The organism is Rossellomorea sedimentorum, assembly GCF_046237645.1.
Classification (GTDB): Bacteria; Bacillota; Bacilli; order Bacillales; family Bacillaceae_B; genus Rossellomorea; species Rossellomorea sedimentorum.
The window spans coordinates 2,799,548-2,826,277 of record NZ_CP143546.1; the positions used below are offsets into that span (position 1 = coordinate 2,799,548).

The 26,730-nt window shown below is 43.5% G+C and carries 30 protein-coding genes; 7 read left to right on the plus strand and 23 right to left on the minus strand.

Features of this window, described 5'->3' with window-relative positions; all coding sequences use genetic code 11:
* Nucleotides 1-16 precede the first annotated feature (16 nt).
* The 13 genes from V1502_RS13905 to spoIIM form a co-directional block, all read right to left on the minus strand.
* Entirely contained in the window at nucleotides 17-439 is a 423-nt protein-coding gene (locus V1502_RS13905; protein WP_409251239.1) for a stage V sporulation protein AB, read from the minus strand.
* Nucleotides 429-1,049, minus strand: a complete 621-nt coding sequence (locus V1502_RS13910) for a stage V sporulation protein AA (RefSeq protein WP_409251240.1) — start codon at nucleotides 1,047-1,049, stop codon at nucleotides 429-431. Before V1502_RS13910 ends, V1502_RS13905 begins: the two co-directional genes overlap by 11 nt.
* A 1,257-nt stretch (nucleotides 1,050-2,306) precedes the next feature.
* Nucleotides 2,307-3,068, minus strand: a complete 762-nt coding sequence (sigF, locus tag V1502_RS13915; protein WP_409251241.1) for an RNA polymerase sporulation sigma factor SigF — start codon at nucleotides 3,066-3,068, stop codon at nucleotides 2,307-2,309.
* 12 nt (nucleotides 3,069-3,080) lie between these two features.
* Entirely contained in the window at nucleotides 3,081-3,521 is a 441-nt protein-coding gene (gene spoIIAB / locus V1502_RS13920; protein WP_409251242.1) for an anti-sigma F factor, read from the minus strand.
* A gap of 1 nt (nucleotide 3,522) precedes the next feature.
* Nucleotides 3,523-3,873 carry an anti-sigma F factor antagonist gene (gene spoIIAA, locus V1502_RS13925; RefSeq protein WP_409251243.1) on the minus strand — a complete coding sequence of 117 codons (351 nt, stop codon included), beginning with the start codon at nucleotides 3,871-3,873 and terminating at the stop codon, nucleotides 3,523-3,525.
* Nucleotides 3,874-4,281: 408 nt separating this feature from the next.
* Nucleotides 4,282-5,445, minus strand: a complete 1,164-nt coding sequence (locus V1502_RS13930; protein ID WP_409251244.1) for a D-alanyl-D-alanine carboxypeptidase family protein — start codon at nucleotides 5,443-5,445, stop codon at nucleotides 4,282-4,284.
* 512 nt (nucleotides 5,446-5,957) lie between these two features.
* Entirely contained in the window at nucleotides 5,958-7,268 is a 1,311-nt protein-coding gene (locus V1502_RS13935) for a pyrimidine-nucleoside phosphorylase (protein ID WP_409251245.1), read from the minus strand.
* 43 nt (nucleotides 7,269-7,311) lie between these two features.
* Nucleotides 7,312-8,127 (minus strand): purine-nucleoside phosphorylase, encoded by an 816-nt coding sequence (locus V1502_RS13940; RefSeq protein WP_409251246.1) that lies wholly within the window; start codon nucleotides 8,125-8,127, stop codon nucleotides 7,312-7,314.
* A gap of 1 nt (nucleotide 8,128) precedes the next feature.
* Nucleotides 8,129-9,322 carry a phosphopentomutase gene (deoB, locus tag V1502_RS13945; RefSeq protein ID WP_409251247.1) on the minus strand — a complete coding sequence of 398 codons (1,194 nt, stop codon included), beginning with the start codon at nucleotides 9,320-9,322 and terminating at the stop codon, nucleotides 8,129-8,131.
* A 537-nt stretch (nucleotides 9,323-9,859) separates the two neighbouring features.
* Nucleotides 9,860-10,753, minus strand: coding sequence for a site-specific tyrosine recombinase XerD (gene xerD / locus V1502_RS13950; RefSeq protein ID WP_409251248.1), 894 nt, complete (start codon nucleotides 10,751-10,753; stop codon nucleotides 9,860-9,862).
* Nucleotides 10,754-10,759: 6 nt separating this feature from the next.
* Nucleotides 10,760-10,990 carry a YqzK family protein gene (locus V1502_RS13955; RefSeq protein ID WP_409251249.1) on the minus strand — a complete coding sequence of 77 codons (231 nt, stop codon included), beginning with the start codon at nucleotides 10,988-10,990 and terminating at the stop codon, nucleotides 10,760-10,762.
* Between the two features lie 452 nt (nucleotides 10,991-11,442).
* Nucleotides 11,443-11,895: a Fur family transcriptional regulator gene (locus V1502_RS13960; protein ID WP_409251250.1), complete on the minus strand. Its 453-nt coding sequence runs from the start codon at nucleotides 11,893-11,895 to the stop codon at nucleotides 11,443-11,445.
* A gap of 111 nt (nucleotides 11,896-12,006) precedes the next feature.
* Nucleotides 12,007-12,663, minus strand: a complete 657-nt coding sequence (gene spoIIM, locus V1502_RS13965; RefSeq protein WP_409251251.1) for a stage II sporulation protein M — start codon at nucleotides 12,661-12,663, stop codon at nucleotides 12,007-12,009.
* Nucleotides 12,664-12,822: 159 nt separating this feature from the next.
* On the opposite strand from spoIIM, the gene V1502_RS13970 reads away from it, so the two are divergent.
* The gene (locus tag V1502_RS13970) at nucleotides 12,823-13,398 is read left to right on the plus strand and encodes a GNAT family N-acetyltransferase (protein WP_409251252.1); all 576 of its coding nucleotides are present in this window, start codon (nucleotides 12,823-12,825) and stop codon (nucleotides 13,396-13,398) included.
* 316 nt (nucleotides 13,399-13,714) lie between these two features.
* Here V1502_RS13970 and V1502_RS13975 read toward each other — a convergent pair whose 3' ends face one another.
* A complete protein-coding gene (locus V1502_RS13975; protein WP_409251253.1) occupies nucleotides 13,715-14,881 on the minus strand; it encodes an endonuclease Q family protein in 1,167 nt (388 codons plus the stop codon).
* Complete coding sequence (locus tag V1502_RS13980; protein WP_409251254.1) at nucleotides 14,878-15,435, minus strand: NUDIX hydrolase; 558 nt, start codon at nucleotides 15,433-15,435, stop codon at nucleotides 14,878-14,880. The genes V1502_RS13975 and V1502_RS13980 overlap by 4 nt, the downstream gene beginning before the upstream one ends.
* 186 nt (nucleotides 15,436-15,621) lie before the next feature.
* On the opposite strand from V1502_RS13980, the gene mciZ reads away from it, so the two are divergent.
* On the plus strand, nucleotides 15,622-15,759 hold the full coding sequence (gene mciZ / locus V1502_RS13985; protein WP_409251255.1) for a Z-ring formation inhibitor MciZ: 138 nt from the start codon (nucleotides 15,622-15,624) through the stop codon (nucleotides 15,757-15,759).
* A 69-nt stretch (nucleotides 15,760-15,828) separates the two neighbouring features.
* A complete protein-coding gene (locus V1502_RS13990) occupies nucleotides 15,829-16,752 on the plus strand; it encodes an aldo/keto reductase (RefSeq protein ID WP_409251256.1) in 924 nt (307 codons plus the stop codon).
* 778 nt (nucleotides 16,753-17,530) lie between these two features.
* Here the strand turns inward: V1502_RS13990 and V1502_RS13995 are convergent.
* From V1502_RS13995 to V1502_RS14015, 5 genes are all read right to left on the minus strand, one after another.
* Nucleotides 17,531-18,061 (minus strand): GrpB family protein, encoded by a 531-nt coding sequence (locus V1502_RS13995; RefSeq protein ID WP_409251257.1) that lies wholly within the window; start codon nucleotides 18,059-18,061, stop codon nucleotides 17,531-17,533.
* Nucleotides 18,061-18,312 carry a YqkE family protein gene (locus V1502_RS14000; RefSeq protein ID WP_409251258.1) on the minus strand — a complete coding sequence of 84 codons (252 nt, stop codon included), beginning with the start codon at nucleotides 18,310-18,312 and terminating at the stop codon, nucleotides 18,061-18,063. Before V1502_RS14000 ends, V1502_RS13995 begins: the two co-directional genes overlap by 1 nt.
* A gap of 297 nt (nucleotides 18,313-18,609) precedes the next feature.
* Nucleotides 18,610-19,272 carry a CoA transferase subunit B gene (locus V1502_RS14005; protein WP_409251259.1) on the minus strand — a complete coding sequence of 221 codons (663 nt, stop codon included), beginning with the start codon at nucleotides 19,270-19,272 and terminating at the stop codon, nucleotides 18,610-18,612.
* A 30-nt stretch (nucleotides 19,273-19,302) separates the two neighbouring features.
* Nucleotides 19,303-19,992, minus strand: coding sequence for a CoA transferase subunit A (locus V1502_RS14010; RefSeq protein ID WP_409251260.1), 690 nt, complete (start codon nucleotides 19,990-19,992; stop codon nucleotides 19,303-19,305).
* A gap of 24 nt (nucleotides 19,993-20,016) precedes the next feature.
* Nucleotides 20,017-21,201 carry an acetyl-CoA C-acetyltransferase gene (locus tag V1502_RS14015; RefSeq protein ID WP_409251261.1) on the minus strand — a complete coding sequence of 395 codons (1,185 nt, stop codon included), beginning with the start codon at nucleotides 21,199-21,201 and terminating at the stop codon, nucleotides 20,017-20,019.
* Between the two features lie 192 nt (nucleotides 21,202-21,393).
* On the opposite strand from V1502_RS14015, the gene V1502_RS14020 reads away from it, so the two are divergent.
* The 3 genes from V1502_RS14020 (at nucleotide 21,394) to V1502_RS14030 (ending at nucleotide 23,700) form a co-directional block, all read left to right on the plus strand.
* The gene (locus tag V1502_RS14020) at nucleotides 21,394-22,287 is read left to right on the plus strand and encodes a hydroxymethylglutaryl-CoA lyase (RefSeq protein WP_409251262.1); all 894 of its coding nucleotides are present in this window, start codon (nucleotides 21,394-21,396) and stop codon (nucleotides 22,285-22,287) included.
* A gap of 64 nt (nucleotides 22,288-22,351) precedes the next feature.
* Nucleotides 22,352-22,483 (plus strand): hypothetical protein, encoded by a 132-nt coding sequence (locus V1502_RS14025; RefSeq protein ID WP_409251263.1) that lies wholly within the window; start codon nucleotides 22,352-22,354, stop codon nucleotides 22,481-22,483.
* A 293-nt stretch (nucleotides 22,484-22,776) separates the two neighbouring features.
* Entirely contained in the window at nucleotides 22,777-23,700 is a 924-nt protein-coding gene (locus V1502_RS14030; protein WP_409251264.1) for an alpha/beta hydrolase, read from the plus strand.
* 42 nt (nucleotides 23,701-23,742) lie between these two features.
* Here the strand turns inward: V1502_RS14030 and V1502_RS14035 are convergent, their stop codons facing one another.
* Nucleotides 23,743-24,063 carry an iron-sulfur cluster biosynthesis family protein gene (locus tag V1502_RS14035; RefSeq protein WP_409251265.1) on the minus strand — a complete coding sequence of 107 codons (321 nt, stop codon included), beginning with the start codon at nucleotides 24,061-24,063 and terminating at the stop codon, nucleotides 23,743-23,745.
* A gap of 205 nt (nucleotides 24,064-24,268) precedes the next feature.
* Here V1502_RS14035 and V1502_RS14040 point away from each other — a divergent pair, with 205 nt between their 5' ends.
* A complete protein-coding gene (locus V1502_RS14040) occupies nucleotides 24,269-24,487 on the plus strand; it encodes a CDGSH iron-sulfur domain-containing protein (RefSeq protein ID WP_409251266.1) in 219 nt (72 codons plus the stop codon).
* A 296-nt stretch (nucleotides 24,488-24,783) separates the two neighbouring features.
* Here the strand turns inward: V1502_RS14040 and V1502_RS14045 are convergent, their stop codons facing one another.
* Together V1502_RS14045 and V1502_RS14050 are read right to left on the minus strand one after the other, a co-directional pair.
* Nucleotides 24,784-25,122, minus strand: a complete 339-nt coding sequence (locus tag V1502_RS14045) for a YolD-like family protein (RefSeq protein WP_409251267.1) — start codon at nucleotides 25,120-25,122, stop codon at nucleotides 24,784-24,786.
* A gap of 145 nt (nucleotides 25,123-25,267) precedes the next feature.
* Nucleotides 25,268-26,530 carry a DNA polymerase thumb domain-containing protein gene (locus V1502_RS14050; protein WP_409251268.1) on the minus strand — a complete coding sequence of 421 codons (1,263 nt, stop codon included), beginning with the start codon at nucleotides 26,528-26,530 and terminating at the stop codon, nucleotides 25,268-25,270.
* Nucleotides 26,531-26,730: the final 200 nt, after the last annotated feature.

Sequence of the window (26,730 nt, forward strand, 5' to 3'; positions counted from 1 at the left end):
AGTCCTCCTTCAAGGTTTATAGGCGTACAAAGTAAATCCAGTGAAACAATGATCCAAGCACTTTCCCAAGAACTATAGCCATCAAAAGAGTGATGATTCGATCATTGATTCCAATTCTTTTGGTGAGAATCGGTAACACATTCAACACTTCTGTTAATCCAGCCGCGAGCATCCCTACAAAGACACCGCTCATAAGCCCAACAGGAATAAGAAGATATGGCGAAAACCCTAATGAAAATTCATTTAAACTGAAGATGCTTCCAACAGTAGCACCCAGTACAATCGCCCACTCGTAAAAATGGATCATCTTCATTGTTTTAGTTAACTGTGTTAACCGCGGGATAATCCCCAGCACCGTTAAAAACGCGACAAACCCCGATCCAACAGCAAGCCCACCCGCAAGACCTACAAAACACAACCAAAGAATGTTAATCGTCATCCAGGTGCTTCATGCTTTCTTTGTTTTCGTGCATCACCACGTACCGATCGAGGTCCTGCTGATAGTTGAACATTTCTACTTCGAGAGGGCTGGGCTCTTCATTGATCCTTTTCCGAAATACATGGTTGAAAAATAAAATCATCCCTAGTCCCAAACCGAAGGAATAAGGAACTTGAAACAATAACGGATGCGGATCTTCCTTCCCTGTAACCATCAGGTACAGCCTCTGATGGACCTCCCGCATGCTGACATCTTCATGAAAATTCATGATGGCCAATGCAGCACCTATAAACAACAGTAGCCAGACACCAGCAAAAAGCGCGGGTGAAACCTTCTTGCGCTTATATACCACTTCCACAATCGTCTGCGAGGGGCCGATAGTCTGGACATCCGCATCAGGGAGTACAGCTTTAATCTGCGAAATCACTCTCATAAGATCAAGAATGATTATATTCTTATCCTCTTTGGTTACTTTATGGAGGACAATCTTTCTAATGGCCTGAAGATAATGTTCAGGGGCGATGATCTGGGCAGTATTTTCAAGCAGGATACTGCTTTCCGGTCTTACTTGCAGACTATGCCTAAGCCGAATATATACTGAACCTTCCATCCTACTCACTTCCTGGTCAACATTATTTTCCTGCTTGTATAAATAGTATGGATTTCAGACAAAAATTTCATGAAGCCAATAATTGCTAACTCTGATTAAAAAAGAGTTGGTTAGCTGGTGTCAGCGCAAATGTCCAGAATCGGATAGGATATGAATTTCTTAGAGGAGAGATTTCACAACACCGATAGGATACTTATAAGCGGGGAGTTTATGATACTTCTTATGAGGCAGATTTTGCAGAGACCTTGTATGTTCAATATCAAAAAAGAGGGGAGAGTGCTATTGCAACTCCGTTTTCACAATTCAGATTAGGCTCTTTTTTTGAGATCATTGTAAAAAAGGATTTGATGTTGTATTACCATCGATTCTATACATCATTTCCTTCACTCCTTCAGTTTGATGCCCTAATAACTCTTGGATTCATACATCATTCCTACACTCCTTCAGTTTGATGCCCTAATAACCCTCGGTTTCATACATCATTCATACACTTTTTCGATTTGATGCCCTAATAACCCTCGGTTTCATACATCATTTCCTTAACTCCTTCAGTTTGATGCCCTAATAACTCTTGGATTCATACATCATTCCTACACTTCTTCGATTTGATGCCCTAATAACTCTTGGATTCATACATCATTCCTTCACTTCTTCGATTTGATGCCCTAATAACTCTTGGATTCATACATCATTCCTTAACTCCTTCAGTTTGATGCCCTAATAACTCTTGGATTCATACATCATTTCCTTCACTCCTTCAGTTTGATGTCCTAATAACCTCCATTTCATACATCATTTCCTTCGCTCCTTCAGTTTGATGCCCTAATATGCCTTAGATTCATACATCATTCCTTCGCTTCTTCGGTTTGATGCCCTAATAACCCTTAGATTCATACATCATTCCTACACTTCTTCAATTTGATGCCCTAATAACTCTTGGATTCATACATCATTCCTTCACTTTTTCGATTTGATGCCCTAATAACCCTCGGTTTCATACATCATTCCTTAACTCCTTCAGTTTGATGCCCTAATAACCCTCGGTTTCATACATCATTCCTCCACTTTTTCGATTCCATGCCCTAATAACTCTTGGATTCATACATCATTCCTACACTTTTTCGATTTGATGCCCTAATACCGTTGGTTCCATACTCCCTTCACAACACACCACCGAAATCTGCCCTAACACCTGTAGGTTCCATATTTCACCTACACATACAAAAAAGCAAACCACTCGGGTGGTTTGCTTCTCTTCTAAGTCAAATTCATTTTTTCTTTCATATTATGAAGGATTTTTTTCTCGAGTCTCGATACCTGCACCTGGGATATCCCCAGCCGGTCGGCGACCTCAGACTGGGTTTGGTCCTTGTAATAGCGGAGATAGACGATCAGCCGCTCTCGTTCGTCCAGCTCCCTGATGGCTTCCTTCAAAGCGATTTTGTCAAACCATTTTTGGTCTGAGTTGTCGGAGATTTGATCAAGGAGCGTGATAGGATCACCGTCGTTTTCATAGACCGTTTCATGAATAGATGACGGCGCCCTGCTTGCTTCTTGTGCCATGACAATTTCCTCGGGTGTCAGTTCCAGGTGAGCTGCAATTTCATTGACAGTCGGAACCCTTCCCAAAGTTTTTGACAACTCGTCTTTTGCCCGGCGGATTCGATTGCCCATTTCCTTCAAAGACCGGCTCACCTTTACAGTGCCGTCATCCCTGATGAACCTTTGAATTTCCCCGATAATCATAGGGACTGCATAGGTTGAAAACTTAACATCATATGATAAGTCAAATTTGTCAACAGATTTTAACAGGCCGATACATCCGATCTGGAACAGGTCGTCAGGTTCATACCCGCGGTTCAAAAACCGCTGAACGACCGACCATACTAGTCTCATATTCTTTTGAACAATTGTGTCCCTGGCTGACTGGTCACCTTCCTGGCTTCGTTTTATGAGCTCTTTAACTTCTGTGTCTTTTAAAAAGCTCTGCTCCTTGTCCTTCTTAACTTCCACATCCATAAGCACGGCTCCTTAATTGCATAGCGCTTTACTGTTAGCTAAATGCTTTTTTAAACGAACGGTTGTGCCTGCTCCCGGTTGCGAATTCACTTCAATTTCATCCATAAAGTTTTCCATTATCGTAAAGCCCATTCCCGAACGCTCAAGCTCAGGTTTGGTGGTAAATAACGGCTGCCTTGCTTCCTCTACATCCTGAATGCCGATTCCGTCATCTCTTATCTCCATATCGATAAACCCATCTTCCATTTTGACCGAGATATAGACGAAGCAGTCTGGATCGTTGTTGTATCCATGGATGATGGCATTCGTCACAGCTTCTGAAACCACGGTCTTGATTTCTGTCAGTTCGTCCATTGTCGGATCAAGCTGAGCGATAAATGAAGCCACGGTCACACGGGCAAACGATTCATTCTGGCTCACTGCACTGAATTGGATGTTCATTTCATTTTTCATATTAGGCAACCCCCAGACTTTGTAAGGCATATTCTTCAGACGGCTCTAAACGAATGATTTTGAATAGACCTGACATTTCAAATAGTCGTTTGACTGCCGGGGAAATTGCACAGACAACCATTTCACCATGCTTTTGCTTGATTTGTTTATATCTCCCTAAAATCACACCAAGTCCCGAGCTGTCCATAAATCCAAGGGCTTCCATGTTCAGTACGATGTGCTTGATTCCATATTCTTCAATCATCTGAGAGGCTTGCTGCCTCAACTGTTCTGCTGTGTGGTGATCCAGTTCCCCGCTAAGACGAATGCAAAGAACATCACTTTTAACTTCTAGACCAATAGTAAGACTCACTATTCACAGGCCTCCTTCTCTGTCGTATAGTGAGTCAATTCTACTCTGTATTCCCATTTTCCTTCTACTAGACAAAACTAGAAGAAATTAGACATTATATGCAGAATTTTTTATTTGGCTGTGTTAAAAGAGTAATGTTGATTTCTTAAGCATAATAATGCTTAGATTTTCCGCTACATGCGCGCGACTCCGCGGGGCGGGCGGTGAGCCTCCTCGGCTGCGCCTGTGGGGTTACGTTCCAGTGGGTACGCAACCTTGGTCTCACCTGTCCCGCTATTCCCGCAGGAGGTCGCACGCCTTCCGCTTCAATAGAACAGGATTGCACCTTTAAAGCAATATAATTTATCTTTTTTATCTAAATAACATCACTATCAATTAACAAAGCCTCTTATCTTGGAGGCAGACAACTTAATTTCCGCTCTTCGTGAACATGCCGAACGCACGCTTATACAGCTGCCAGAAGCTCGCCTGTGGAACATCTTCTTTGGCTATAAGCGGGGTTTCCGAAAGGGATTTTCCATCTTTTTCAACGACCAGCTTACCGATGGTATCGCCTTTTTTCACAGGAGCTTTCAGCTTATCAAGTTTCACTTTTTTCTCGATTCCATCAAGCTTTTCGCCTTTTTTCGCCAAAAGGGAAATTGGCTCATTCGTCATGGCTTCAACTTCTTTTGCTTTTCCTTTTGAAATCTTCGCTTTTCCAACACTTGCCCCTTTTTCAAACAAAGGCTGTGTTTGATACTGGCTGAAGGCATAATCGAACATTTTGCTGACTTCTGCATTCCGGTCTTTCGTCGTCGGCTCTCCGAATACAACGGCAATGACCCTCATGTTGTCTTTTTTGGCGGTAGCTGTCAGACAATATTTTGCCTCATTCGTAAACCCGGTTTTCAGACCGTCCACTCCTGGATAGAAACGAACCAGCTTGTTTGTATTCACAAGCCAGAACTTTTTGTCTGTATCTTCACGTAAGTAGGATTCATAAGTACCCGTATACTTGGTGATTTCCTGATGTTTTAATAATTCCTTGGCCATCATCGCCATATCGTGGGCGGAACTATAGTGTTCGCTTGCCGGCAGGCCTGTTGGATTTTTAAACTTGGTATCTTTAAGACCCAGTTCTTTCACTTTGTCATTCATTTTCTCTACAAAGCCTTCTTCACTGCCTGCTATGTGCTCTGCCATTGCAACGGACGCATCATTTGCAGAACCGATTGAGATCCCGAGCAGCATTTCTTTGACTGTCATTACTTCTCCAGGCTCAAGGAAAATCTGTGAACCGCCCATTGAGGCAGCGTATTCACTCGTTCTTACCTCATCCTCCCATTTGATTTGGCCCTTTTCGATAGCTTCCATAATCAATATCATGGTCATGATTTTCGTCATGGATGCCGGCGGAAGTTTCTCATGACTGTTTTTATCATATAGAACCGTCCCTGTATCTCTTTCAATCAAAATAGCAGATTTAGCTCCTGCAGCCAATTCTGTCTTTTTCTCCTCTGCCGAAGCAAACGGCGCAAAGACAGAAGCGATCAATACTAACATAAGGATGGCCGATATCATTCGTTTCATTACTGGTCCTCCATTCAATGTGAAAAATTTCATAACATACATAGCCCCATTTTTTCCATCCTTATCTTTTTTATACAGTGTCTGCCAATAAAATCGCTCATTTCTTAACGTTATTTTCGTATAGATTGGTGCTTTCGGGAAAATCCAAAGGGTCGGATTGGACAAGGGCTTGTCCAACTGAACAGGGGGATTAGCTCTTTTCTTTCTTACTTACCAGGATTCTTTCTGTAAAATATCGCTATATCTCTTGAGCTTCATATTAATCAGCAACAAAGTTTTAGAAAAGAACCTTTCTCGAACATCACCTCTTTTAAAAAGTAATTTACAGATTTTCCTGCCAATCAAAATTTTTAAACGTATGACGATTTCTTCATCCAAATGATTTATCGTGGAGCTGCTATTCCAACGTTAAAAAGGCAGATGGTCGTTTGACCATCTGCCTTTAGGTACGCATTTTGCCAGGTACAATTCTGCTTTTGCAGCTGGGTAGCTGGCACCTTGAATATCCGTAGTTATTCTTTTTCTTTGATTTCCCCGTGGATGAGAACTGGGGCTTCCACTTTGCTCTCTGTCACGATGATGCTCTCGTAGAGTTTTTCTTTTACGTCCTCAATATTTTCACTGTTGCTGTGGATGGTCACAAGGGATTCACCTTTTTGAACCTTGTCACCTATTTTCTTTCGAAGTTCCAGTCCTACAGCCAGGTCGATCTCAGATTCCTTAGTCGCCCTTCCTGCACCGAGCCACATAGCTGCTGTTCCAACAGCATCTGCAATAATTTCCGAGACATAGCCATCTTGCTTAGCTTCCAATTCGTAAATATGTGAGGCTTGCGGTAGTTTTTCAGGATTATCCACAACGGACTCGTCGCCGCCTTGAGATTTTAAGAAGAGCTTGAAATTATTCAAAGCTGATCCATCTTTCATGACAGCAACCAATTTTTCACGTGCTTCCTCCAAAGATTCTGCTTTTCCAGCAAGGTAGACCATATGACTTCCAAGAGTCAAACACAACTGTGTCAAGTCTTCAGGTCCTTCACCTCTCAAAGTATCAATCGCTTCTTTGACTTCCAGCGCATTACCGATTGCAAATCCAAGAGGCTGGCTCATGTCGGAAATGACAGCCATCGTTCTGCGTCCGACATTGTTTCCGATATTGACCATTGCTTGGGCCAGTGCTTTTGAGTCTTCAAGATCTTTCATGAATGCACCTGCCCCTGTTTTGACATCAAGGACAATCGCGTCTGCACCTGCTGCAATTTTTTTACTCATAATAGAAGAAGCGATTAACGGAATGCTATTGACCGTTGCCGTCACATCTCGGAGTGAATATAGTTTTTTGTCTGCCGGGGTCAAGTTACCGCTTTGACCGATGACGGCTATCTTATTTTCATTCACAAGGCGGATGAACTCATCGTTATCGATTTCCACATGGAATCCTGGTACAGCTTCCAGTTTATCTATCGTCCCGCCAGTATGACCAAGACCTCTTCCACTCATCTTGGCTACCGGCACGCCTACCGCTGCGACAAGCGGTCCGAGAACAAGTGTCGTAGTATCGCCGACACCGCCTGTAGAATGCTTATCGACCTTAACCCCTTCAATCGCCGATAAATCGATTTGGTCGCCGGATTTCACCATTGCCATGGTCAGGTCTGCTCGTTCCCTTTCAGTCATCCCCTGAAAGAAAATTGCCATTGTCAAAGCACTCGCCTGATAATCAGGTATGCTTCCATCTGTATATCCTTCTACAAAATAATTGATTTCTTCCGAGGTAAGCTCCTTGCCATCCCGTTTCTTCTCAATTACATCAACCATTCTCATTCCATTCACCTCAAAACATAGTCATCATAAAGATTGATTCACTTTACATCGATTTAACGATGGCTTTTACATAATTGAGGAAGTCTGCCCTGACCTTCTCTGTTGTCTCAATTACTTCGTCATGAGTAAGGGGCTGATCAAGGATTCCTGCTGCCATATTGGAAATACACGAGATGCCGAGCACATTCATTCCTGAATGCCTTGCCACAATCACTTCCGGAACAGTGGACATTCCCACTGCATCTCCGCCAAGCGTTCTGATCATGCGCACCTCGGCAGGAGTTTCGTACACCGGCCCGGTATTGCCTACATACACACCTTCCCTCACTGTTAGGGAGAGTTTTTCAGCTGTCGATCTTGCAAGCTCCCGAAGTGATTTACTGTATGCTTCTGACATGTCAGGGAAGCGGACACCCAGGCGGTCATCGTTAGGGCCAATCAGCGGATTCCCTCCCATATTATTAATATGGTCGGAGATGATCATTAAATCGCCGGGCTCAAAAGATTCATTCACTCCTCCTGCTGCATTCGTAACAATCAAGGATTTCACACCCAATTCTTTCATTACGCGCACAGGAAAGGTGACTTTATCAAACCCATATCCTTCATAAAAATGAAATCTGCCTTGCATGGCTACAACTTCTTTACCTGACAGCTGTCCGAATACTAACTGTCCAGCATGCCCGGCTACTGTGGAGACCGGGAAGTCTGGAATTTCTGTGTAGGGAACTACGACCGGATTTTCAATTTCTTCAGCGAGAACGCCTAAACCTGAACCAAGAATCAGACCGATTTCCGGTTCGCCTGTATATTTATTTTTTAAAAAGTTAGCTGCATTTTCAATTAGGTCAAATTTCATCTCAAGACTCCTTAGTAATTTCTTTCAAGAAACTTTCTCCGTATTTCGGCATTTTAACATTGAAATTATCTGCCACAGTTGCTCCGATGTCTGCAAATGTTTTACGGACCGGAATTTCTTCACCGCCGTCCATTCGTTTAGAGTAAACCAATAGGGGCACATACTCTCTTGTGTGGTCGGTTCCAGGATGTACCGGGTCGTTCCCGTGGTCTGCTGTAATGATTAATAGATCATCATCCGTCATTCTTTCAAACACTTCCGGCAGGCGGGCATCAAACTCTTCAAGTGCTTTCCCGTATCCTTCAGGATCTCGGCGATGACCGTACAGGGCATCAAAATCCACGAGATTCAAAAAGCTTAGGCCGGTGAAGTCCTGTTCGAAGGACTTCACCATTTGATCCATTCCATCCATGTTGTGTTTTGTGCGGACGGATTCCGTGACACCTTCTCCATTGTAGATATCAGAGATTTTGCCAAGAGCAATGACATCATATCCTGAATCTTTCAGTTCGTTCATGACTGTTCGTTCAAATGGTTTAAGTGCATAATCATGTCGATTTGAAGTACGTTGGAAATTACCCGGCTCGCCAACGAATGGACGTGCAATGACACGGCCGACAAGATATTTTTCGTCCTTTGTCAGCTCACGTGCAATTTCGCAGATTTTATATAATTCATCTATAGGCACAATATCTTCATGAGCAGCAATCTGAAGAACCGGGTCAGCAGATGTATACACAATCAGTGCGCCGGTTTTCATATGCTCCTCTCCAAGTTCCTCTATGATGGCTGTTCCGCTTGCCGGCTTATTGCCTATTACCGGCCTGCCCGTTTTTTCTTCGAGTTCCTTCAATAACTCTTCCGGAAAACCATCAGGGTATACTTTGAACGGCTGGCTGATATTCAGTCCCATGATCTCCCAGTGGCCTGTCATTGTATCTTTTCCTACAGAAGCTTCTTCCATCTTTGTGTAGTAGGCCATAGGTTTGTCCTGTTTCTCGATCCCTTTGATTTCACGGATATTCGATAATCCAAGCCTGGCCATATTCGGCATGTTCAAGCCATTCATATGTTCGGCGATATGCCCTAATGTATCTGCCCCTTCATCATTGAAGTCTTTAGCATCAGGTGCTTCCCCGATTCCTACAGAGTCCATGACAACCAGGTGAATTCTTTTGTATGTATAATTGCTCATGTGTCTCTTCCTCCTTAATTGATTTGTTCATTCTTTTGACCAGTTTCAATAAGAGTTGTTGATTTCTGCTCCAGGTGCACGACTCCGCGGGGCGGGCGGTGAGCCTCCTCGGCTGCGCCTGTATAAAAAGTGGAAGCGCCCCGTTCAGACCCGACAGGCAAATGTTCCGAAGAGAAGAAAAGGTGGATTTTCCTTTTTTTCTCTTCGGGTTATTTGACCCCGAGGGGCTGGGTGCTGGAGCTAGACGACCGCTAGTCCCGCAGGAGATCGCACACCTTCCGCTCCCATCAAAACTCTATACCAAAGCAAGATTTTAATTTGTAAAAAAAGATTCAAAAGATATGGCTCTTTTTAGAACATCCGTTTTCTCAATATACATGCTTATATTACCCCGATTACCGGGTTGTAACCAAAAGAACATTTGTCAGAAGTCAGACAACCTTATTTTAAAGGTGATACTTTTAAAATACAAGCGTTTACATCCATTATGAATATGTTTCCTTTCAATATTTAAAGAAAATAAAAACCGCCGGCCATTTAAGCCCGCGGATGGAATTTTGAATAAACGTCTTTCATTCTCGTCTTTGTCACGTGTGTATAAATTTGAGTGGTCGAAATATCTACATGTCCCAGCATTTCCTGCACAGCACGCAGGTCAGCCCCGTTCTCGAGCAGGTGCGTCGCGAATGAATGCCTGAGGGTATGAGGTGTCAATTCTTTGGTGATTCTCGCTTCGACAGCCAGTCCTTTTAATATCTTCCAAAACCCCTGCCTCGATAATCCTTTTCCATGGTGATTCAAAAAGAGGGAATCATCTTTATGTTTTTTACTGACCAATTTCGGCCTTCCTTCCAAAAGGTACTTTTCCAGCACGGTAATGGCCGTCTTTCCAATAGGGATGATCCGCTCCTTATTGCCTTTACCTATACAGCGGACAAAGCCCATTTTCAGGTGGACATCTTCCATCTTAAGCCTGATCAATTCTGACACACGGATTCCCGTTGCATAAAGGACTTCAAGCATCGCTTTATCCCTGATGCCCAAGGCAGAGCTTTCCTGCGGTGCTTCCAATAGAGCTTCCACTTCGTCTATACTGAGTACCTTCGGAAGCGAACGCTCCATTTTGGGTGACTCGATATGTATAGAGGGATCTTGATCCGTTACCTTTTCACGCAAAAGGAACTGATGAAAAGACCGGATGGAAGCTACATGCCTGGCGATCGTTTTGGCAGACTTTCCTTCATTTTTCAAATGACCGAGAAATCCTGTAATATTGACTCTCTTAACATCATTCCAGTCTTCTGCTGAATCCACTTTTTGAATGAACTTCATATAATTTTTCAAATCACGTTGATAGGAATCTACCGAATTCTTTGCCAACCCCTTCTCAACAATCAAAAAATGGATATAATCTTGTAATCGGCTCTCCAAGCTTCATTACTCCCCATTCATATAAAAAAGTAATAGCCGGTCCGTCCAGCTTCGGTCCTCCTCTGAAACAGTCTGGAATACCTTTACCGCCGCACCTTCCGGCTCATCGTATCTGTGATAGCTTTCATATTCTTCACTTATACACATAATACCATAGTAAAAAAGAATCGTAGAGCCTGTAAACAATATAAATACCTTTATTGTGTGCCAAATCGTTTTCATGCCTGTTTGAAACATACGCCTGTCCTCCATAAACGTTCTTTCTAACAAGCTATGACGAAAAAGGCGTGATTTATACCAAAGCTCAGGAAAATTCCTGATTTATAGGGGAAATTCATAAGAGTGGATTCGACTGCAGGTAGAAGATATAGCGTGGAGGGCCTTGAGCTTTTGAGGGCTCTTTGATTACTATGTTCGTTGTGCTGACCGATCACTTCCATTTATATGTTAAGTGGTTCTTGTAGCAACTTCTTCTTTACTCACGTTTTTCTTGTTCTTGAAAAAGCTCACCTGACACTTTTAATCAGAAACTCCGTCAAGGACGTCATACCCTAAACCTGGCTTTTCTTCATCAGCCCGGTTTTGTTATCAAAGTCCCGGCCCGGAGATCCAGTAACGAGGGGCTTTGAAGCAAAGCAGGTTATTAAGCAAAAAAAAGAACTGACATCACGACGGCCAGTTCTGCGGGTTCAATCATTTTCTGTTTTTTCCTGACATCTATGGCAGACACCATGAAACGTCAAGCGGTGGTCTTTTATTTTAAACTTCCAATCTCTTTCCACAATTGCTTCAACGTCTTCAAGTAAATCTTCTTGAATTTCATCTACAGCTCCGCATTCTATGCACACCAGGTGATGGTGAAAATGAGCGGCTCCTTCTTGACGGAGATCATACCTCGATACACCATCGCCGAAATTTATTTTGTCTACAATCTTCAACTCTGTCAAAAGCTCTAATGTCCGATAGACAGTCGCTAGTCCAATTTCGGGAGATTTTTCTTTAACGAGGAGGTATACATCTTCTGCACTAAGATGATCTTCTTCATTTTCCAATAACACTCTTACTGTCGCCTCTCGCTGTGGTGTCAGCTTATAGCTGGCAGAAGAAAGCTGTTTCTTTATTCGGTCTATCCGGCTTTCCATTATCCGTCTCCCTCCCCCGTCAATGTCTCCATTATTATAACAAAAAGGGACGAATATGCAAAATAAAATCATTATAAAGTAGAGATGATAATTTCTATTAAATAATAATTATTATTTGTTGGAAAGGTTCACCATAGCCTTCATTAAACTTGGAGAAATATAAGCTTCAATACCGGCAGCTACAGTTATAACGGCAATCGCCAGGACAAAAGCAAAAACGTACTTTGAAAGCAAAGGCATCATCTGGACTTGCAAATGCGGTGAAAGTTTCATAAATATCTTTCTAATGAGCGTCAAAGAAAAACTGACGCTTATTACCCCTATGAAAATGAAGGCCGGAATGATAACAATATTTTGCGGCATGACACTTGCAAATGATAGCAGAAACCCGTTCCACCCCATCTGATTCACTAAGAACCCTACCGAAAAACCAATCACCACTCCCTTCATAAACAAAAGAATAAAAATAAGCGGAAGGCCTATGATCGATATTCCAAGAATCCACATAAACCCTAGATACTTCACATTATGAAGAAAACTCTGACGAAACAAATCTTCGGCAGAAGCAATTTTCCCGTCGGCTATTTCCCCAAAAAACTGACCAAGGTAAAAATATAAATCCTCTTTCTGAGTGAACGAAAGGCTGTTTACAACCACTGCTCCAAAAATGACCCCCATTAAGAAGAGCGTCAATATAAATAGATAGATAGAGGAATGAGATTGTACATGTTCAATTATTGGATTTTTTGCTGAGATTCCCTTTCGCATTGGTTATCCTCCTCATTGCTTATTACTAGATACTATGTTGGGAATCTATCAAATATGTCTATGCAAAGAAGGTGGATTTATCGATACTTTTTCATCCACAAGAGTTGCGGCCCACCGCTTAATCCGATATAATTTTCTGAAAACTCAGGAGGTGATAAGATGGAAAACCGTATACTATTCAACTTTCCGGAAGTCATTGAAACAAACCGCCTGTACATAAAACCCTGTAAGCCAGGAGACGGGAAGATGGTTCATGAAGCTATCAAATCTTCTATTAAGTCACTGTCGGAATGGATGCCTTTTGCCCAGAAAGAGCAGACAATTGAAGAAATAGAGACAGGCTTACGAGAGTCTTACGCACAGTTTATTTTAAGAAAAGATTTCCGGCTGCATATCTACAAAAAAGACAACGGTGAACTGGCAGGTTCAACCGGCTATCATCGTATTAACTGGAGTACGGGAAGTGTAGAAATTGGTTATTGGGGAGTCTCTTCCTACAGCGGCAATGGGTATATTTCGGAGGCCGTTAAGGAGCTGACCCGTTTTGCCTTTGAACAGTTCGCCGTTAACAGAGTGGAAATTCGGTGCGATGAATTGAACCTTGCTTCCCGACGCATACCTGAACGCCTGGGTTATACCCTTGAGGGAGTCCTCCGTCATAATACTTTAAGTGCAAACGGAAAAGAACTCAGGAATACATGCGTATATTCGGTGCTTGCAGACGAATGGAAATAGCATCCTCATTGAAGTTTTGGCAAGGCTCTTTTCCAAAACTTTGTTGCTATTCACTATGAAATTCAAGAGAAATAACCATATTTCACAGGAATTTTCCTGGTAAAACAAGAAAGAAAAGAGCCATTCTCGCTGTTCAATCAGATAAGCCCTTGTACCCGAGGGGAAAAATCCGGCCCTTTGGATATTTCCGCTAGCAACAATCTATACGAAAACAGCGTTTGGCAAAAAGAAAAAATTAAGATTCAGATACCTTATCGTAACTAAATAAAGGACAATGGCTTATAGTCATTGTCCTCCAAATTTGAGCCCCTCTTTTCTACGTTTTAGAAACCTTTCCATACCTTCCTCCGCCGCCGGCATTTATAGTCAGCTCACCTATCCTGGCTTTATGGATAGCTTCTGCAAGCTGTGGTGTCGTTACCTCTGCTATTTTTTCTCGTGGGACAAAATGCAATATGTCCATTTCGGTACCAAAATGATCAAGTAACTTTTCCATAGTCTTCGGTCCGAGACCTGGGATGTATTCTAATGGAACCTGTGGAATATACGGCGGTCTGGCAGGAGCAGGTGCGTCTCCGGATAATTCGGCAATCCGATGTTTTACTCCCCTGATTCTTTTGGTGTGACCGCAATGAGGACACTTCACAGCCTTATCGGGTATGATCACTTCGCAGCTGCTGCAAGTGGTTTCATAGTATTTTCCTAAAAGAGGATCAAGACCATAATTGGCGGCAATCTTACGGCCTTCCAGATTCTTCAATGCTTTCTCCAGTTCGATAAATGAAGGAGCAGCCATTGTAATTGAATTGTACTCCCGCGCCATTTTTGCCAGTGAATGGGCATCGGAATTAGTCAGAAACGGATAGCCATGCAGCTCCGTGATACTGTCGGCCATTACAGTATTACTGCTCAGCCCGAGTTCCACTGCATCGATCATTTCAGGGGAAAATACTTCGCGTAAGGATGTGTGTACACCTTTTCCATAAAGACTCTTAAAAGGTGTGAAAATATGGGCGGGAATAAAAAGTCCCCCCAATGCTTTCACTGTCTGCTGCAGTTCTTTTCCATCAGCATATATTCGTTGCGAACTGAGGTGTACGTTTGTCACCCTGCTTTCCAGCCATTCCGAGAAAGACTTCAGCGCCCTAAGACCCGGAAAATAGGCAAGAACATGAATCGGCCCCTTGCAGTTATCATCATTTATTTCCAGTTCACTTCCTGGAATAAGAACCAATCCATTCTCATGCTGGAAGCCCCCGTCTGCCAATTCTGTTAACTCCTCTTCAGCGACAAGCATTTCGATTTCCTGTATGACTTCCGGTGAGTGACAATCAATGACCCCAGTCATATGCAGACCTTTAGGGTAACCTGAGTACCGTAGGATGTTGCTCAGGGTCAATGTCCGGGAACCAGTGATTTTCACCGCCCGTCCACTTGCAGTCCTTCCGATATGAACATGCAGGTCTGCAAAGTATTGTCTCATTTTCCGCTCATAGCCTCTTTCAATTGAAGGTACTGGACAGCATACGCTGTTTTTGCATCATAAATCTGCTTGTCTTCTATCATGGCTATGGCTTCATCAAGGGTGACTTCCTGCAATTCTACAAATTCATCTTCATCCGCTTCGCTTGCATTCTCCAATTTATAAATATCTTCAGCAATGAACAAATGAACCAGTTCATCTGCAAACCCCGGGGATGTATAAAATGAAATAAGAGGCTTCATTTTCTTGCAGGCATAACCTGTTTCCTCTTCCAGCTCTCGTTCCGCTGTTTTCATCGGCTCTTCTCCCTTTTCCAACTTCCCTGCAGGTATTTCCACAATAGATTGTTCCAATGCTTTACGGTATTGCTCAACCATGACAATTTTCCCTTCCGGCGTAAGGGCAATGACCGCCACGGCTCCGGGATGTTTGATCAATTCGCGTTTAGAGGTTTTACCATCAGGAAGGGTTACTTCATCAACTTGCAAATCAATGATTTTCCCCTGATAAATCTTTTCGGTTTTCAACGTCTTTTCTTCAAATTTTTTCTTCATATTTACACTCCTGTTCTTTGACTTTCATTGATAAAAAATATTATATCAAAATTCCTTTCCATACCCTGATTCTCAGCTTCCACTCATACTATTTCCTTTTTTGAATATAAATTAATCACGTTCAGACTTTGACCATTTTATCCTTCTCTGTTTCCGATATTCAATTCTCTAGTGGAGGTTTTTCAAATGAAAGTGATCGTTCACCCAAAAGGATTCGTTCTGCAGGGAAAAGCCTGGGAAGTCAAGGCCAAGCTGAAAGAATACAGCCATAAATTCACATATGTCGAGGACTGGATTAAAGCTGCACACAATGCTAAACAGTAAATTTGGTTTCTTCTGTCCTGATTCGGTACAATAATCATAACCATTGTGAAGGAAAGGACGGAGGAAATCATGGAAAAACGCCAATTAGGCAATTCTGACCTGCATGTAAGCAGAATCGGATTAGGCTGCATGTCTCTCGGGAAGGATTTTAAGAAGGCACAGCCTGTCATTGAAGCAGCACTGGAAGAAGGCATTACCTATTTTGATACGGCGGACCTGTACGATTTCGGGGAAAACGAACAGATTGTCGGAAAAGCACTTAACTCAGTAAGAGATAAGGTCATCATTGCCACCAAGGCAGGCAACCGCTGGGATGATGTGGAGGATGGCTGGCACTGGGACCCATCAAAGCACTATATCAAGGAAGCGGCGAAACGCAGCTTAAAAAGGCTGGGAACTGATTACATCGACTTGTTCCAGCTGCATGGGGGGACCATTGAAGACCACGCCGAAGAGACCATTGAAGCTTTTGAAGAGCTGAAAAAGGAAGGGATTATCCGCTATTATGGAATCTCATCGATCCGCCCGAATGTCATAAAGCGATTCTCCGAGTCTTCCAATATTGTATCAGTCATGATGCAGTACAGCTTATTGGACAGACGTCCGGAAGAGTTGTTTCCTCTATTGAAAGAAAACAACATCAGTGTTGTGACCAGAGGCCCCCTCGCAAAAGGATTGCTCAGCAATCAAATGCTTGAAAAAGCCTCTGAAAAAATCAAGGAGAAAGGGTACCTGGATTACTCCTATTCTGAGCTTGAAAATGTTCTCGGAAGTATCCATGAAAAACTGGGCTCTGCAAGATCGATGAACCAGGCAGCCCTTCAGTATATCCTTAGCCATGATGAAGTATCTGCTGTGGTGCCAGGCGCAAGCTCTGCGGAGCAAGTGCGAGAGAATGTCCGGGCAGTCAAGGCAGAACCTTTAACCAAAGAAGAGGTACAATTCCTACAGAATATCACGAAGAATAGTGTCTATGAGCAGCACCGCATCTGATCTTGATAATCTCCATCCCTGAATTCAGGGATGGTTTTTATTGACCTTCCACCCTTTGTCCTTAGATTCGCAAATTAAGATCATGGGATAAAGACCCTCACACGGCTGCAATCCCATTTTACCCCTTAGAAAAAACACGACTTGTGTTAATTTAAGGGGTTCTGCTTTCGAGTACAAAAAAGCAGTCCTGTTCGCAACTGTATTAGACTGCTTCTTTTTGTCAAGGTATATAGGGGTTAATAAAATGAATGCTAATCCGCCCTGAATCCCCCCTTTTTAACATGGTGGCATAAGTGTTGGTCAGCATGAAAATCGTAGTGTCAAATTGTTATACCAATTGGTGTGCTGCAAATGAGGGGTTGATTTTTGAGAGACAGATAAATGAAGCAGACAATTTTTCATCCTGAATTGTGAGTAACCTCTGATTCTATAAATAAGGGGAGCTTTTCCCCTTATCCTGCAGAACAGGGCTAGGTTCAATGGATATAAGAGGAGTTTTTCCCGTTAAAGTATGATAAAATTGCCATTTTCATGCTTTTGGAGTAAATAGGGGTAATACTTCCCTCTATTTACTCCATTTTTAGAGATATTTCCTCAATAAGAGTAATTTCTCCCCTTATTTTATGGATATTATTGTATACTTGGAAATCGCTAGCCAGTACTTATCTTGGTAAAAAAAATACTTGGAGCATATGTCTCCAAGCATCTTTCTGTGCGAATCACTATTCGAACAGCATGGTAATTCATATTATATACTTCAAAACAGAACCCGTTAGCTTTAAGTAGTCGTGTTTCTTCTCCATTCTATAGCTTTCTTTTCCATCTCCTGAACCAGAGCATTTTTCCCGTCTATGTACGCATCGATATCCATTGGATACCTGGATGCCAATTCCATTTTCAGGCTGCCATATCTTTTGGCTTCGTCTTTAAAAGCCTTCAAATAATCCCTAAAGGCCAGATGCCGTTCAATCTCTTTGCTGCCTCGAGGGAAAATATGAACATGGTACAGCCTTTCTCCCTCTCGATTTTCATAGAAGAAGTACCGCCGGCCGGGAATTCCGTTTTCTCCTTTGCCTGTGTACCCCAATCCCTCTAACTCTACCGTCCTGTCATCCGCAATTTGGATATTGGGTATCTCAATCAGGAAGTCGATGATCGGTTTTGCAGCAAGACCTTCTACAGATGTTGATCCTATATGATGAATCGCAGCATAGTCGCCAGCAAATACTTTACCTAGTCTTTCTTTTTCCTCAAAAAACCACTCTTTCCAATGAGGATCATAGGGTGTGACCTCTACTTTTCTCGGCATTACTTGAAGTCCTTCCAGTTCATGCTGCTTTCACCGAGCAGTTCTTCAAATGATTTATTTTTCTCACGCTGCCGCATCTCTTCGCGTTTTCGTTCAGCTTCCTCCTCTTTACGTATGCTATCTGCCTTTTCCAGCTCTTTCTTCTTATCCTTCAAGGCTTGAAACATATCGGATTGCAGTGTATCTTTCAGCGTCAATTCATCATTGTTTTTTGAAGATGAACGCTTTTGCTGCTTTTGTTTTTTCTTCATGTTGTTTCCTCCCTTTCCTGGCTTTTCTTTTATCGCAATTTTATTGTCTATCTCAAATCTATATTGCAAAAAAACCTAAGTGACCAAGCCTGAATATACCAGGGACCTACCCTTTCTGGCGCATCACGCATCAATTTCTTATGTCTGGTTTCATGTTATCTCATTTTGACCCGGGGTCATCTGCTCCTCATCGTGGATGACCCATAGCATTTCTTTTAGAACCACTTGACCGTTACACATGATTTTATCAATCTACATAAAAAAAGAGAAGCACAGTGCTTCCCTCTTTAAAAATTATTAAAATGCATCTGTTAGAAGATTGTCATCGATGATCAACTCAGGTTCTGTGGTAGAGGTCACGTCTTCTACTGTATAGCCCTCGGCGACTTCTCTCAGGACCAGGCCTTCATCAGTCACATCAATGACAGCCCGGTCGGTGATGATCCTGTCCACAACCCCTTCCCCTGTCAGCGGCAGGCTGCATTTTTTCAAGATTTTCCCTTCACCGTTTTTGTTCACATGTTCCATGATGACGATAATCTTCCGGGCCCCATGAACCAGGTCCATGGCTCCGCCCATTCCCTTGATCATCTTCCCCGGAATCATCCAGTTGGCAAGGTCGCCTTTCTCGGAAACTTCCATTCCTCCCAAGATGGCCACATTTATATGGCCTCCCCGAATCATGGCAAAGGATTCCGCACTGTCAAAGTACGCAGATCCAGGGATGGCCGTTACGGTTTCCTTTCCAGCATTGATTAAATCGGCATCCACCTCTTCTTCTGAAGGGTATGGTCCGATCCCCAGCAGTCCATTCTCTGATTGAAGTACCACTTGTTTGTTATCAGAAATATAATTGGCAACCAGGGTCGGCATACCGATCCCAAGATTGACGTAAAAACCATCCTGTATCTCTTTTTCTGCTCTTCTGGCAATTTTTTCTCTCATTTTTGCACGATCCATTTTTCTTCTCTCCTTTCCGGCAACCCCCACTTATTTGCTGACCGTTCTTCTTTCAATCCGTTTTTCCTGTTCTGCCTGGATTATACTCTGAACATAGATGCTCGGTGTATGGATTTCATTTGGATTCAACTCACCAGTCTCCACCAGCTCTTCCACTTCAGCAATTGTCACCTTTCCTGCAGCAGCAATCATCGGGTTGAAGTTTCTTGCCGTTTTGTTGTAAATCAAGTTCCCCATCTTATCGCCCTTCCAAGCACGGACAATGCTGAAATCAGCCGTGTAGGCTTCTTCCAGTAAATACTCCTTGCCATTGAAGGTACGGGTTTCCTTTCCTTCTGCAATCGGTGTGCCGACCCCTGCAGGTGTATAAAAAGCCGGGATACCGGCCCCACCTGCACGGATTTTTTCGGCAAGCGTCCCTTGAGGAACCAATTCAACTTCTATTTCCCCTGAAAGGACCTGCCTTTCAAATTCTTTATTTTCACCAACATAGGAACCTATCATCTTCTTTATCTGCTTATTCCGTAAAAGCAGACCAAGACCCCAGTCATCCACTCCACAGTTATTGGAAATGACGGTTAAGTCTTTCACTCCTTTGTCAACAAGGGCAAGAATCAAATTCTCCGGGATTCCGCATAATCCGAATCCCCCGACCATTAACGTCGCTCCATCTTGTATATCTGCAATCGCTTCATCAAAAGAAGTATACACTTGTTTCATCCCTATTCCTCCTCCGCAAAAGTTTTACGCTCTCTCCACTACTGTAGCGACTCCCTGTCCGCCGCCGATGCAAAGTGTCGCCAATCCCAATTTTGCATCTCTGCGGCCCATCTCATGAATAAGGGTTACCAGGATTCTGGTACCGCTTGCTCCGATCGGGTGACCAAGCGCGATGGCACCACCATTTACATTCAGCTTTTCTTTATCGAATTTCAATTCGCGGTCCACTGCAAGCGACTGGGCAGCAAAAGCCTCATTCGCTTCCACAAGATCCATATCAGCCAGGGAAAGGCTTGATTTTTCCAATACATTTTTCACAGCAGTGACAGGACCGATCCCCATAACCGCTGGATCAACTGCTGCATTCGCATTTGCTTTGATCGTGACCAACGGCGTAATGCCCAGCTCTTCAGCCTTCTCTTTTGACATCACCACGACAGCTGCTGCACCGTCATTAATACCGGAAGCATTTCCTGCTGTTACACTTCCCTCTTTTTTGAATGCCGCTCTTAAGCCGGAGAGTTTCTCAGCTGTTGAAGACTTACGCGGAAATTCATCTGTTTTGAAGACAATGGGATCTCCTTTTCTCTGAGGAATTTCGACAGGAACAATTTCACTGTCAAACTTTCCATTTTCAATAGCAGCTGCTGCTTTTTCCTGGCTCCAGGCTGCAAACTCATCTTGTTCTTCCCTTGAAATCGAGTAACGGTCACACAAATTTTCTGCCGTCATCCCCATATGATAGTCATTGAACGCACACCAAAGACCGTCTGATATCATACTGTCCACGACTTTGCCGTCTCCCATTCTATAGCCGTTTCGTGCATTCTTCAGCAAATATGGCGCCTGGCTCATATTTTCCATTCCGCCTGCTACCACAATGTCTGCATCTCCCGCCATGATTGCCTGTGCAGCCAAGTGGACTGTCTTCAATCCGGAACCGCATACTTTATTAATGGTCAGGGCTGGAACCGTTTCCGGCATGCCGGCTTTCAATGCCGCCTGTCTCGCAGGGTTCTGTCCAAGGCCTGCCTGCAGGACATTCCCCATGATCACCTCGTCTACGTCTTTTGCCGATACTCCCGCTTTTTCCAGCGCATCCTTGATCACTATCGCTCCCAGCTCTGGTGCCGAGATATCTTTTAAAGATCCGTTGAAGCTGCCTATAGCAGTACGGACTGCACTTACGATCACTACTTCTTTCGTCATTTCGTTTTCCTCCCTATACCGGACTTGCAAGAAATGCAGCAAGCCTTTTCCCTGAATTTTCGTCTACTTATATTGCTTTCTATGTAAGCGCTTAAAATCCTCTTATTTCGCCAAAAAATTTATAGTTGATTTTTAAATCTGAATTTTTCTACAATAGTAATAGATCTTACTTATGGACCTGGAGGAATTTCAATGGACTTACCGAAAAAAGTCACGATGATTGAAGTCGGCCCGCGGGACGGCTTGCAAAATGAAAAAAACTTTGTTCCTACGGATATTAAAATTCAATTCATCCGCGCACTTAAGGAATCCGGTTTGAAAGAAATGGAGCTGACTTCTTTTGTCTCTCCGAAATGGGTGCCTCAAATGAAAGATGCAAGTGAAATCGTTGAATCCTGTTTGAGCAGCGAACGTGATATTGTTCTTGCCCCAAATCGAAAAGGCGTTGATCGAGTACTTGAAACTAAAGGAAAAGCCGTGGCGGTTTTTGTCGGTGTCAGCAACAGTTTTAACAAGAAAAATATTAATAAAACGACAGCGGAAAGCCTTGAGGAACTAAAACCGATTGTCAGCGAACTGAAAGAAAAAGGCTATTTTGTCCGAGCTTGTATCTCCACCTCATTCTATTGCCCTTATGAAGGAAAAATCCCTCCTCAGGAAACCCTTCAACTGTGCAGGGAATTTGTTGACATGGGCGTGGATGAACTGAGCGTCGCGGACACTATCGGGATGGCCAATCCAAAAGAATCCTTTGAACTATTTTCCCTGCTGAAGAAGGCGCTTCCAAATGTTCTGATGACTGCGCATTTCCACGACACCCGTAAAATGGCCCTTGCCAACATCCTGGCTTCCCTGCAGGCGGGAGTTGACCGTTTCGACACTTCTGCCGGCGGACTGGGAGGGTGTCCTTTCGCCCCCGGCGCATCGGGCAATGCAGCCACTGAGGATGTCGTCTTTATGCTGGAACAAATGGGAATCGAGACAGGAGTCGATCTTGACGGCCTTGTTGCTGCAGTCAAGATTGTTGCTCCCCACCTGTCCCGCACCATCGACACCGGTTATTACAAGCTGCAGACATCTGAATAACCTGAATAGACTGCAATTCCTTGAGCATCCTAATCCTATACCCATTTAGGAAAGGAAGAATAGCATGAGCCAAAAGCGCGAAAAAGGATTCAGCCAAAAAGGGAAACCCAATGCCGACACTGTTCAGAATGTAATCTCTAAAGAAGAGCTGGAAAAAGCCGCTCATCCGACAAAACGCCAAAACTCCGAACAATAAGTAACTGAACTTATTCTACCTTACCGGTCCGCTGATTGCGGGCCGGTGTTTTTTTGAGGACGGTGTTGACGGCTTGCTGGCTGGTTATTTCTTTCTGCGATCTTGATTGGACCGTCTTAACGGTTTATGGGCCACCATCTTTATTCCTTTCAACTTTCCTTGGACCGATCCCCGTCCCGCCTCCTTTAATATATGTTTTTCATTGCCCCCCAATCTCTTTTCTTTTTTTAGACATGCCTTACTGCAAAAGTGATGGTAATATATAGTTAACTTATTTGTGGAGGGTTTACCTTATGAAAAAATGGCTGCCGGCAGTCGGCGGAGCTCTTGCAGCTGCAGCGGGACTCGGCGTGTACTTGACCAATCAATTTATGTATCTGAAAAAGAAAGACGAGCAGGTTATTCTTCACCGCGAAATTTCAGCAGGACGCCTCAAGCTCGAAGAATACCATGCCCTTCCTAAGGAAGAAGTCAACATTCCTTCTCCTTTTGGTTACAATATTAAAGCAGTTTTTGTCCACCCCAACCCAGGGAACAAATATATGATTTTCTGCCATGGTGTAACAGAGAATAAACTGAACTCCTTAAAATACATGAACCTTTTCCTGAAAAAAGGATTCAACGCAGTGGTTTATGATCATAGGCGCCACGGAGAATCGGGGGGCAAAACGTCCAGCTATGGCTTCTTTGAAAAACAGGATCTGAAGGCAGTGGTGGATGAACTGATCGAACGTCAGGGGGACGATGTCTTCTTTGGCATTCACGGCGAATCAATGGGTGCTGCCACCATGCTTCTTTATGCGGGTTCTGTTGAAGACCGGGCTGATTTTTATATTGCGGACTGCCCATATTCCGACTTCGGCGAACAGCTTTTATACCGGGTGACTAAAGAAGTTAAACTGCCCGTGGGCAAGGTGCTTCTTCCGCTGGCCGATTTATTCCTCAAGCTCCGGGAGGGCTACCAATTGAGGGACATATCGCCGCGGTCCGTCATCGAAAATATTGAAAAGCCGGTGCTGTTTATACACAGCATTCCCGATGATTATATTCAGGCTTCTATGACTCAGGAGCTATTCGATAAGAAGACCGGCAGGAAGAAATTGTTTCTTGCTGTAAACGGACTTCATGCGCAATCCTATAATGAAAATAAGGAAGAGTATGAAAAAGCAATCGATGAATTTTTGAAAGAAGTATCTTCGGTGCAACCTATTTCTTGAAGCAAAAAAGATGGCTCCGATTCTATGGAGCCATCTTTTTTGCTAACGGATAATGAAGTTCATTCTCCCATTAATAATTTGACCAGGACTTTTCAGCTGAAACATTTTAGACGTTGACGAAAAATCGATTTTCAACTCTTTATCGTAAAAAACCTGTTTGGACTTTTCCACCAATACCGGGATGAAGCCTGTATCGAATTCGATATCATCAAATCCAGTTTGTTCTACATATTCTAAAACAGGGACGCCGCTCACTACACATCCGCATCCTTCTGTTTCGTATTTTATTTTCAGGAAACCTTTCTTATCGCCTATTTTTCTCATCAGAACTTCTTGTGCTTCTTCTGTTATCGTAATGTTCACCAATAAACCTCCTTGACATGTCTCTTACAGGTTGAGTGTATCACACAGCTTGGCTCATTTCATTCGTCCTGTCTTCCCTTCCAGTCGTCTGCCATTCCCTGGTCTTTTTCCCTCACAAAATCCCTTGAAATGGTTGCATTTTTATCTTCTTCCACTTACTATCAAAGTGGGGAATCTTTGTTACATTTGGAAAGGATGGGTTTCAATGACAAAAGCACAAATTAAAGTAAACGATAACGGATCATTCAAAGTTACAGGTGATGTAGAACTAGTAGACGCAGAAGGCAATGTGTTTCCGACGAAAAGTGTATTCTCTCTTTGCCGCTGCGGGATGTCTTCCAGAATGCCTTTCTGCGACGCTTCTCATAAAGGCAAGTTTGAATCCTGCGTGCGTGCAGAAAAAGTCCTGGACGATAAAGAGTGATTATAAAGCCCGGCTTTAGCGTGGATACGAAACTTAATTAATTTGCAATCTAAGGCGCATGTAGACCGCAATGGTCCATGCGTTTTTTATTTTCTTGGCTATGTTAAAAAGTAATGGTGATTTTTAAAAATATTTATTAATAAAGCTAGATTTGTGGAGATTCCTAGTTGCAGCAGCGGCTCTTGGAACTTTGTGGCTGTGGACACAACTGTCCGAACGGATCTCCTCAGCCAAAGAAACCGCTGAGGGAAAGGAGAGAAACTATGAAACCGGGCTCTCCCTTTCTTTTTTAGTGTCTAATACTCTTCGGTAAAACGAATATCCACTATATCCTGAATTGAAAGATAGCAAGCTTTTTCAAAGCGGTCAACAACATGAAGTTTACTGTTTACCCCATCGTAATAATGAATCCGGCCGATAAGCAATTCATGGCGCCGGCCGGCATAATGAGTAATGGTGACCAGTCTGCTGAACTCCATGGCTTCCGCCGTGATTTCACTCAGCTCCTCAAGATGCTGTTCATCGATCTCCTTCCGCTGCTCATAACTGTCTTCCTTTGACCAGTCCCGCAGCAATTTCACATGCTCCGGAAGCATCATGGAGGTCCATTTAATTCTTCCACGGTCGCGGTTCATTTTTATCCCCTTCTTTCTCTTTCATTTGGTTAGTTTCAGGCTAAGCATGTTGGAATGTCTGCTCAGCCTGAATTTGTGTGTGATTTAAAATTCACCTGCAAAATCTGGTTCGATTGGTACACTTGCACATCAGCCACCCTAAACCCTATGCCTTGTGTCCTCCCACCAGGGTCGCACGGTACTTGGCAGTTCCGGCAGCAGTGTAGGAAATGGCCCGAAGCAGGGCACCTGAACCATACTTGTGGCGGATTTGGTCTACGACATAGCCGAGTTCTCTTTTCTTCCAGCGGTCTGGTTCAAACAAGCTGACCTGCATACTTTCATCCGGAAAGAGATTGCTGAGGCTTATGGAGATACTGCGGACGGTTTTGCCGTTGTAGTTTTCTTTAAAAAGCTGGAGGCAGACTTTGTACAAGTCCATTGTGATGTTCGTAGGCTCTTCTATGGATCGTGACCGGTGAAACCCTCCGCCGAATTCCTCCTGGCTGTAACCGATACCCAGGCTGATTGTCCGTCCTGCCTGACGGTGATTGCGTGTTCTCCGCGCTACTTCTTCACATATTTCAAGAATGACGCTTTTGATTTCTTCTTCCTCTTTGTAGTCCCGAAGAAGGATCTGGCTCTTGCCGAAGCTGACCTGTCCGTCCATGATCGGCGCCCCGATTTCCGACAGGTCGACTCCCCAGGCATGATAATAAAGCTGGTTACCCATGATTCCAAACTTTCTTTCCAGCTTTCCCAAATCATACTTGGCAAGCTGGCCGACATTGAAAATCCCCATTCGGTTCAGGGTTTTTTCAAGCCGTCTGCCAATTCCCCACATTTCACTTAACGGGGAGACCGGCCATAATTTTTGAGGGACATCTTCATAAGTCCACTCTGCAACCCCGTGCTTTTTTGCTTCCAAATCAAGACAGAGCTTTGACATAAGCATATTCGGACCGATCCCGATGGCACAGGGAAGCTGGAATTCCCTTTCAATATCCTTTTTAATTTTCCATGCTATCGTATGGGCGTCTCCCCATAGGTTTGAGGTTCCATCTATTTTCAAAAAACTTTCATCAACACTGTACGTATGGATTGCATCCTTGGGTACATACCGGTGAAACAAACGGGTGATTTCTGTGGAGATCCGGATGTAGGTAGCCATCGCGGGTTCAACTACCTGAATTTTGGGGTCCCTTGGCACTTCGAACAGACGGGAACCGGTTTTGACGCCGAATTCCTTCTTTAATTTGGGGGAAGCAGCCAGAATGACGCTTCCGGGCCGGTCCAATTTTCCCGCCACCGCCAAATAGCAGTCCAGCGGATCAAGGCCCAGCATGACAGCCGAACAGCTCGCATAAAAACTCTTCATATCGATGCATAAAATCTTCTGGTCAGGAAGCTCACCGTAGTCGACAGTCATTCTTCTCACTCCTTTCTCAAAGGGAACATTCGTTCTATTTTATCTAAAATTGTATACGAATATACGTTCGTTTTCAAATATTATTTGTTGGTACGGAGAGAAAATTTATGAGGTTCTGGACAAAAAAGGAGATTCAGCAAATATTGAACAATATAGGTAAAATGGGAAAACCGGCTGAAAAAATGCTCTGCAGCTGTATC